The 6,112-nt window shown below is 33.1% G+C and carries 5 protein-coding genes and 1 pseudogene; 5 read left to right on the forward strand and 1 reads right to left on the reverse strand.

Annotation, left to right across the window (positions count from 1 at the left end; all coding sequences use genetic code 11):
• From AFK68_RS38950 to AFK68_RS45260, 5 genes and pseudogenes are all read left to right on the forward strand, one after another.
• Positions 1-939: hypothetical protein (locus tag AFK68_RS38950; RefSeq protein ID WP_371357395.1), on the forward strand; the 939-nt coding region annotated here is incomplete at its 5' end.
• 174 nt (positions 940-1,113) lie between these two features.
• Positions 1,114-1,599 (forward strand): HNH endonuclease family protein, encoded by a 486-nt coding sequence (locus AFK68_RS38955; RefSeq protein ID WP_210407411.1) that lies wholly within the window; start codon positions 1,114-1,116, stop codon positions 1,597-1,599.
• Between the two features lie 74 nt (positions 1,600-1,673).
• Positions 1,674-2,249: pseudogene (locus AFK68_RS14790) on the forward strand (Uma2 family endonuclease).
• A 26-nt stretch (positions 2,250-2,275) separates the two neighbouring features.
• Positions 2,276-2,857 (forward strand): Uma2 family endonuclease, encoded by a 582-nt coding sequence (locus AFK68_RS14795; RefSeq protein WP_094673464.1) that lies wholly within the window; start codon positions 2,276-2,278, stop codon positions 2,855-2,857.
• A gap of 326 nt (positions 2,858-3,183) precedes the next feature.
• Positions 3,184-4,131: a DUF192 domain-containing protein gene (locus tag AFK68_RS45260; RefSeq protein ID WP_094673465.1), complete on the forward strand. Its 948-nt coding sequence runs from the start codon at positions 3,184-3,186 to the stop codon at positions 4,129-4,131.
• 582 nt (positions 4,132-4,713) lie between these two features.
• Here the strand turns inward: AFK68_RS45260 and AFK68_RS14805 are convergent.
• Positions 4,714-5,697: an NAD(P)-dependent oxidoreductase gene (locus tag AFK68_RS14805; protein WP_094673466.1), complete on the reverse strand. Its 984-nt coding sequence runs from the start codon at positions 5,695-5,697 to the stop codon at positions 4,714-4,716.
• Between the last annotated feature and the right edge of the window lie 415 nt (positions 5,698-6,112).

Below are 6,112 nucleotides of genomic sequence, written 5' to 3' on the forward strand. Positions count from 1 at the left end.
TCGTTATTGTCAGAATTATGGAATTATGAATATTCTCAGTTATTTGAAACAGTACAAAAATATAAAAATATTCAACCTTTAAATCAAAATCAAAAAAATATTTGTTCTTTAGTACAACTTTTTACATTTTCTAGTTATTTGCTTAAACGATGCTGTTTAACTGTGATTAAACCTGTATCACAAGTCCGAGCATTTGATATGTTCCAATCTTTAAATGCAACAGGAACTCCTTTAACAGCTATTGAAACGTTTAAGCCTCTAGTTGTTAATGTAGCTGATTCTAAAACTGAAGGTTTTAAAAATTCCAACTTCGATAAAAATTTTACAAAAATAGAAAATTTAATGGAAAAACTACAGAGTGCTTCTAGTAAGAATAAAAGGACGAATGAGTATCTAACTTTATTTTCTTTGACTTATGAAGGAAAAAGTTTATTGAAGCAGTTTAGCACTCAAAGAAATTGGCTGATTGACAAATTTGACAAAGATTGTTATTCAAATAAAAGCGAACATTCTCTACTAGAAGATAAAGAAAAGTTTATTGAGCAAATGGGTAATATAGCTGAATATTGCCAACAAATTTTCTATTCTCAGGCGAATCTGAAAAACTCTTTACCTAAATTAAATTTATTGGATGAATCTGAGAGAAAACTTGCATCTTTCTGCTTACTTTATCTGAAAGATGCTAACCATAAAATGGCACATACAATTTTAAGTAGTTTCTATTCCTTGATTATTCGTACTCAAAATGATTCTGAATCTTTAGAAGAAGAAAATAAAATACAAGCTCAAGAAAATTTTGCTATTTCATGCAAAATCGTAGCAGCATTTTTTACTCTGTGGCGTTCTGCATTACCAACTACAGGATTAGATAATGTCTATAAAAAGTTGCTTCAAGAAAAAATGTCGTGGAAAAAAGGTAATTCTGAAATGACAATATAAAATTTAAAAAGTCATTTCAAAAATGCTCTTAAAAGTCAAGAAATAGGTACAAAAGAAAAATGGATAAATAAAGCTATAAATTATTTAAGATACGATAATGTTCAAAAAGTCTGTCGCTTTGTTCTGTTTATAACATCGCATGATACTATTCCTGACCCTGAACATCCTGGTTTAATGAAGGTAGGTAAACCTAAATCATCTTTTCCTTATTTAGAACCTAGTCAATGGTTATCTAAGGATTTAAAAAGTATTGAACATATAGCACCTCAAAAGCCAGAGTTACAAACTGAATCTAATTGGGACGAAAATTTATACACAAATGATGATTATGAGAAAATTGGTAATTTAACTCTACTTCCTACTCAAATAAATAGTTCTGCTGGTAATAAAAAATGGATTGAAAAATGGATTTATTATTCTCATTTAGCTGAAAAAGATGCCGATAAATTAAGTGATTTAAAAAACCGAGCAGAAAAAAATAAAGTTAATCTGAATGATTCTACTATTAAATTACTAACTGAAGCCTCTTGCTTTGATCATATCCAGCCAATTATTGAGATTGGAACAACAGGAAAATGGGATAAAAATTTTGTTGAAGAGAGAACTAAGTGTATATGTGATATTCTTTGGAAACGAATGTATGAAGAATGGTTATTTTAACAGGGGAATATCTTGGCACTTCTATCCATACTTTTGGAATGTTTAAATCAGCTTTTAACATTTATTACTAAACTATGAATAGTTACACTATTGAGCTTAACCCAATAATTGACTTAACAGACGAACAATTCTTTCAACTCTGTCAAAAAAACCAGGATTTAAGATTTGAAAGAAATGCCAAAGGATATTTAATTATTATGTCGCCGACTGGAGGATAAACTAGCAGAAGTAACTTTGAAATTTATCTTGATTTAGGAATATGGAACAGACGAACTAAATTAGGATTAGGTTTCGATTCATCTGGTGGTTTTAAATTACTATCAGGTGCAAATCGTTCTCCCAGTTGTTCCTGGATACCTATGGAAAAATGGAATAATTTAACTCCCGAACAAAGAGAAAAGTTTTTACCTTTTTGCCCAGATTTTTTAATCGAATTAATGTCACCTTCCGACACCTTATCCGACACTAGAGAAAAAATGAAAGAATATCTGGAAAATGGAATGAGGTTAGGTTGGTTAATTAATCCTAAAAATCAGCAAGTGGAAATTTATCGTGCTGGTAAAGATGTGGAAATATTAGACTCTCCTGAAACATTATCTGGTGAGGATGTTTTGCCTGGGTTTATATTAAATATGACAGTAATTTGGTAATTAACTCTGACGAATAAAGAATCAAAATGACAAACTTGATTATTGATTTTAGTTCAGTTATTGACATCACAGACGAACAATTTTTTCAACTATGTCAAATAAATAAGGAGATAAGATTTGAAAGAAATGCGAAGGGAGATGTAATTATTGTGCCCTTAATGGGAGGAAAAACTGGAATGATTAATGCTGAAATTTGTGGCAATTTAGGAATGTGGAACAGACAAACAAAATTAGGAGTTTGTTTCAATTCTTCTCTAGGTTGTCAACTTCCCAATGGTGCTGTCCGTTCTCCTAGTTGTTCCTGGATACCCATAGAAAAATGGAATAATTTAACTCCCGAACAAAGAGAAAAGTTTTTACCTTTTTGCCCAGATTTTTTAGTCGAATTAATTTCACCTTCCGACAGCTTATTCGACACCAGAAAAAAAATGAAAGAATATCTGGAAAATGGAATGCAGTTAGGTTGGTTAATTAATCCTAAAAATCAGCAAGTAGAAATTTATCATGCTGGTAAAGATGTGGAAATATTAGACTCTCCTAAAACATTATCTGGTGAGGATGTTTTACCAGAATTTATATTAGATATGACAATAATAATGGATAATTGATAATTAATCCAACTCACATTTGAAAGGGCTATTAAACTTTTATGCTGGAACTATGAATAGTTATACTATCGACTTTGACTCAGTATTTGATTTATCTGGTGATTTTAAATTACTGATAACTGATAACTGATTTAGATATAACAAGAATTTGCTAACTATATTCATTATTCATTTTATGAAGCTCCAAGAATCCGTTGACAGAACCAGCTTGCACTTTCCAAATAATTTTGATATAGTCATTATGAATGCATTAGCACGCCTGCAAGCATGACTTTTTATTCAACTAGATAGCATCTTTTCCTAGAGACTAATAACTGATAACTGAAATGACTAATATTCAAGGTACGGTAGGTATTGACTTTCTCAATGGTACTCTCGATAGTGACATTATACCTGCTCTGGAAAGTAAAGATATTGCCCAAGGTTTCGGGGGTAATGACCAAATTTTTGGCAACCAGGGAGCCGATGTTCTCCAAGGTAATCAAGGGGATGATACTATTTTTGGCGGACAAGATGCCGATACAATTTTTGGTGGGCAAGGAAATGACTTAATTTCTGGAGACTTTGGAGCGGACTGGTTAATTGGGGACCTGGGTAGGGATACAATAACTGGAGGTGAGGGAGACGATGTTTTTGCTATTGGTAGACGTGGAGGTTTATCTTCTACTGGTGGGATAAATTTGGCAGATGCAGATTTAATTACTGATTTTGGGAATGGTGGCGATCGCCTGATGCTAACTGGAGGGTTACAATTTAGTGAGTTGAATATTTTGCCTTCTGAGGGTAATACTATTATTCAGGATGGAGTAACGGGAGAATATTTGGCAGTTTTGTCAGGGGTGACAAGTCTTGAGGAATCGAATTTTAGTTCTTTGTTGGGTGGGGTGGAGTTAGGTCAAATGTTACCTATTTCGGCACAGGCAAATTTTTCTGGTCAAGTTGTTAATTTGGAGGTGGCGCGAACTCCTTTTGAGCAGGCAGTGGGTTTGATGTTTCGGACTGAGTTGCCGGATAATCAGGGGATGTTATTTTCTATTGACCCTCCTCGGACGGTGAATTTTTGGATGAGAAATGTGTTTATTAATTTGGATATGGTGTTTCTGAGGAATGGGGAGGTACAGGCGATTTTTTCTAATTTGCCTCCTTGTGAAACTGAACCTTGTCCTACTTATGGACCAGTTACTCCTGTGGATGGGGTGATTGAGTTGAGGGGTGGTAGAGCTATGGAGTTGGGTTTAAGGGTTGGCGATCGTTTAGATATAGTTGAAGTCTAGAAGTTAAAATTCAAAATTCAAAAGTCAAAATTCAAAAGTAAGAATTTATAGACTTAAAACTTTTCGCTGTGAGACATGAAAAACGTACTGAGTAATTTCAGAAAATTATTTCACATCTCAAGTTTGAAACTATTAGAAGTTAAGTTTTTTTTGTGATTATATTTGAGAACTTGAGAATTTAAAAATGTCTTAACAGTCAGTAATGGCGATCGCCTAGATATTCAGCATATTTTTTACTAGAAAAATACTTTTTGATTTAGCTTTTGTCACTACTACACAAAATTCTTGGTTGAATAAAAAGTCATGCTTATAGGCAGGTTAACCTTTATAAATTTATTGTATCACAAAATTTAGTTGATTTTTCCACTCTTTTCTACTGAAATTTTTGGAGCTTCAGAAAATGAATATTCTGCTGACTTTAATTTGAAAATGTTTTAACAATAATAGCAACTACCATATTCAGCCTATTTTTTGACCTGAAAAATACTTTTCTCCCGTACTCCTTACTCCCTTACTCCCTTACTCCCCTACTCCCCTACTTCCCTACTTCCCTACTCCCCTACTCCCCTACTTCCCTACTCCTTACTCCCTTACTCCCCTACTCCCTATTCCCTTACGGAAAATATTTCTAGTTCTCAAAATATCAGCAACAGTAGGACAATAACTAGGCAATTCAAAAGTTGCTGGATTAATAGGATTTTGATATGTAAAATGGCGATATTCTAAACAGAATCTATCCCAAGCTGCAACTTGAATTTTGAAGACTGAAATTATTACCTCTATCAACCAAGGAGCCAAATTAAAACGAAAAAATATTCGTTTCTTCAGATATGCACAAATTTCTTCAACAGCTTGATTTACTGTAACTTTTGGATTTCCTAAAATTAATTTTTGTAGTTCTTTTGACTGGGGTGGGTTTTCTACTAAATAAATAACCACTTGAGCAATATCAGCAGCATGAATAAAATGGAAACTACCCTCAGCTTTTAACCACCGAATTAAACCAATATGTTTAATTATTTCTGGCAAACCAGCAGATAGATGAGAGTATGGTTTTTCTTGATCTCCTCCTAAAACTAAGGTAGGAAAAAGACAAGTTAGAGGGGGTACATTTTTGAGTCGAGATAACTGATACATACAGTCATATTTAGAACGAATATAGTCAGTACCAATCTCTCCTGCTTTTTTGAGTAATTTGTTGTTTTGGTCAAGAATACTGGCAGTGGAAAAATAGAGGATATTTTCACAGACTTCTGGATTTAGTAATGTGATTAATTTCAGAGTTTTAATTACATTAATATCGAATACTTCCTGCAAATTTCCCCAAGCAGTAGCAGCTAAAATTGCTACATTAATTTCTTGGAGTAAGGAGGAAAACTGCTCAATTTCTCTCAAGTTTGCGTTTAAAATATTAATACCAGGACGAGCTTTATAGTCAACTTTTAATTTATCTGGGTTCCTAACTAATAGGTAGAGTTCGTGGTTGGTATTTTGAATTAGGGATTCGACAATATAGTGACCAATACATCCACTACCACCTGTGATAAAAATTCGTTTATGACTCATAGAAATTAGTTATTGGTTATTAGTTATTAGTTATTAGCAAAATTTGTAGTGGACTGAGACACCTTTAATTGTGCATTAGAAAAAAATGGCTAAACTTTGCTATAAGAAGAATTATATGAAAAAAGTGGTTTGCACAGTTGGAGTAATAGTTAATACATTTTCTCAAGCGCCTGTGAGATCGAGGTGAGTATTGGAATTTTCTGACTATTACTTATGGAGCAATAATAAAATTATTTTCTGAAGCACTCGCTTTAGGTGATGGATAGTGGAATTTTTCTGACTATTGCGTATAGAGCAATAATAATTTCATTTTCTCAAGCGCCTAGGAGATGGAGGTGAGTATTGGAATTTTCTGACTATTGCGTATAGAGCAATAATAATTTCATTTTCTCAAGCACCTACGAGATGGAGGTGA

Origin of the sequence: Hydrocoleum sp. CS-953 (assembly GCF_002260545.1) — a bacterium.
Taxonomy (GTDB): domain Bacteria; phylum Cyanobacteriota; class Cyanobacteriia; order Cyanobacteriales; family Microcoleaceae; genus Trichodesmium.

Excerpts from the sequence above, each read along its gene's own strand:
- AFK68_RS38955 (WP_210407411.1), top strand. The coding sequence starts at position 1,114 with ATGAAGGTAGGTAAACCTAAATCATCTTTTCCTTATTTAGAACCTAGT.
- AFK68_RS14795 (WP_094673464.1), top strand. The coding sequence starts at position 2,276 with ATGACAAACTTGATTATTGATTTTAGTTCAGTTATTGACATCACAGAC.
- AFK68_RS45260 (WP_094673465.1), top strand. The coding sequence starts at position 3,184 with ATGACTAATATTCAAGGTACGGTAGGTATTGACTTTCTCAATGGTACT.
- AFK68_RS14805 (WP_094673466.1), bottom strand. The coding sequence starts at position 5,697 with ATGAGTCATAAACGAATTTTTATCACAGGTGGTAGTGGATGTATTGGT.